This is a genomic window from Streptomyces sp. MB09-01, assembly GCF_033794505.1.
Classification (GTDB): Bacteria; Actinomycetota; Actinomycetes; order Streptomycetales; family Streptomycetaceae; genus Streptomyces.
Window position 1 is genome coordinate 1 of the sequence record NZ_JARAYQ010000501.1, and the last position, 2,580, is coordinate 2,580.

Annotated in this window: 3 protein-coding genes; all 3 read right to left on the reverse strand. The window is 74.6% G+C overall.

Features of this window, described 5'->3' with window-relative positions; genetic code table 11:
- The coding region (locus tag PV721_RS42865; RefSeq protein WP_319734238.1) for an NAD(P)/FAD-dependent oxidoreductase at window positions 1-734 on the reverse strand (734 nt) is incomplete at its 3' end.
- Complete coding sequence (locus PV721_RS42870; protein ID WP_416371299.1) at window positions 731-1,402, reverse strand: isoprenylcysteine carboxyl methyltransferase family protein; 672 nt, start codon at window positions 1,400-1,402, stop codon at window positions 731-733. The genes PV721_RS42865 and PV721_RS42870, both read right to left, overlap by 4 nt.
- A 5-nt stretch (window positions 1,403-1,407) precedes the next feature.
- The gene (locus PV721_RS42875; protein ID WP_319734240.1) at window positions 1,408-2,469 is read right to left on the reverse strand and encodes a type III polyketide synthase; all 1,062 of its coding nucleotides are present in this window, start codon (window positions 2,467-2,469) and stop codon (window positions 1,408-1,410) included.
- Between the last annotated feature and the right edge of the window lie 111 nt (window positions 2,470-2,580).

Consider the following 2,580-nt stretch of genomic DNA (forward strand, 5'->3'; position numbering starts at 1 on the left):
TCCCGCTGCTGGCGCAGCGGCCCGGCCCCCCGCACCGGCGTACCGGCGGCGCCCGCGCCCAGCCGCTCCGCCAGCAGCGGGAAGTGGGCGAGCTGTACGTCGAACGGGGCCTGCTCGGCGGTCAGTACGGCCACGCCGACCCGGTCGGGGCCCAGCGGGGTGACGTAGGCCTCGCACCGCGCCGACCAGTGCACCTCGACGAGGTCGCTCCACGGAGCGACCTCGTAGTGGCGGCGCAGCCCGTAGCGGGCGGGCCTGCGGGGCGCGGCCGGCGCCGAGAGGCGGAGGCCGCGCCGGACGGGGGAGTGCAGTCCGTCGGCGGCCACGAGGTAGCGGGCGGTGAGCCCGGCCGCGCTGACCTGGTGGACGTCCTGGCGCACCTGTTCGACGCGCTGGCGGAGCACCCGTACGCCGAGCTGCTCGGCGCGTTCGGCCAGTGCCGCCTGCAGCACCGTCCGCCGGGCGCCGAGGCCCGGGCCGGACCGGAAGAGCCCCTCCGCGTGCCGGCCGCTCACGCCGTCGACGTAGCGGATGCCGTGGAACGGCTGCCCGGCCACGGGAACGCCCAGCTTCAGCAGCCGGCGTACGGCGCCCGGCATCAGGCCCTCCCCGCAGGCCTTGTCGATGGGCGTGGGCCTCGGCTCCACGACCACCACCTCCAGGCCGGCGAGCGCGCCGTGGATGGCGGTGGCCAGCCCGGCCGGACCGCCGCCCGCGATCAGCAGGTCGATCACGGGGCGGCCCCCGCGGACGGGACGGAGGCGGGCGCGCGCAGCCGGCCGCCGTCCGTCAGGGCGGCGTCCTCACAGCCGATCCGGATGCGCAGCAGGAGCAGGTTGAGCACGGTGAAGCCCAGTGCGGTCAGCCAGGCCGTGTGCACCAGCGGCAGCGCGACCCCTTCGGCGACCACGGCCACGTAGTTGGGATGGCGCAGCAGCCGGTACGGTCCCGCCTCCACGAGCGGCAGACCGGGGACGACGAGCACCCGCGTGTTCCAGCGCCGCCCGAGGGTGGCGATGCACCACCAGCGCAGGCCCTGGGCGGCCACGACGACGCCGAGGGCCGACCAGCCGAGCAGGGGGACGAACGGCCGGCCGGCCGCCCAGGGCTCCACCACGCAGCCCACCAGCAGCGCGGTGTGCAGGGCGACCATGGCCGGGTAGTGGCCACGGCCGTACTCGCGGCCGCCGCGGGCCAGGCTCCAGGCGGTGTGGCGGCGGGCGGTGATCAGCTCGGCCAGGCGTTCGACGACGACGAGGCCGATGAGCAGGAGGTACGGGACCAGGGAGACCGGCACGGTCAGGGAGCCCGGGAGGGTCACCTCGGCCGGGAAGGCCGCGGCGGTCACGGAGGTCATGGAGGGCATCGAGGGCATGAGGGGCATGGAGTCCATCGCGTTCATCGGGGTCACCAGCGGAGGAGGACGAGTTCGGAGGCGAAGCCCGGGCCGAAGCCGAGCATCAGCCCGACCGAACCGGGCGGTGGCGGCCCCGCGCTCTGGACGCCGTCCAGGATGTGCAGGACCGAGGCGGAGGAGAGGTTGCCCACGGCAGCCAGGGAGCGCCGGCTCGCGGCGAAGGCCTGCTCCGGCAGGGCGAGGGCGTCCGAGAGCGCGTCGAGGATCTTCGGGCCGCCGGGATGGCAGATCCACGCGTCGACGTCCGCGGGCTTGAGGTCGTGGGCGGCGAGGAAGCTCTCGACCTCCTCGGCGACGTGCAGCCTGACCAGGTCCGGGAGTTCGCGGCCGAGCACCATGCGCATGCCCCAGTGCCCGATGTCCCAGCCGAGGAGGTGCTCGGTGCCCGGATAGAGCCGGCTGCGGGCGGCCACCACCTCCGGCCCGGCGCCGGTGCTGTGCAGGGGATGGTCGCGGCCGACCGCCAGCAGGGCACCCGCGCCGTCGCCGAAGAGGGCCCCGGCCACCAGATTCGCCATCGAGGTGTCCGTGGACTGGAGGGTGAGCGAACACAGCTCGGTGGACAGCAGCAGGGCCGCGTGCCCGGAGCGGCCCGTCAGATGGTCGTGGAGATGGCCGATCCCGGCGGCGCCGGCCGCGCAGCCGAGGCCGAAGAGCGGTACCCGCCGCACGTCGGGCCGGAGCCCGGCCCGGGTGGCGAGGCGGGCCTCCAGCGAGGGTGTCGCGAGCCCGGTCACCGTGGTCGACATGACCAGATCGAGCTCGTGCGCCGCCAGGCCGGCGTCGACGAGGGCCAGTTCGAGGGCACGGGCGCCGAGTTCCAGGGCCGTCTCGACGAACAGGGCGTTCGTCGTGCCGAAGTCGTTCGCCGGCCCGTAACGCTCCAGCGGGAGAGCGAGGTGGCGGCGCTCCACGCGCACCGAGGCGTGGACCCGGCGCAGCAGGGCGGTATCGGAGCCGGAGGGCAGGAAGCGGGCGAGCGCCTCCGTGATCTCGGCCTGGGGATGGAGATGGGGCGGGAACACGCTGCGCACTGCCAGAACACGTGTCATTGATTCACCATAGGAAACAACTGACACATCGTTATGAATCAAGCGAACCGGGCGCGGCGCCGCATAGCGTGTCGCCGTGCCCGCACCAACCCCGCAGACCCCCGATACGAC

Excerpts from the sequence above, each read along its gene's own strand:
- PV721_RS42875 (WP_319734240.1), bottom strand. The coding sequence starts at position 2,469 with ATGACACGTGTTCTGGCAGTGCGCAGCGTGTTCCCGCCCCATCTCCAT.
- PV721_RS42870 (WP_416371299.1), bottom strand. The coding sequence starts at position 1,402 with ATGAACGCGATGGACTCCATGCCCCTCATGCCCTCGATGCCCTCCATG.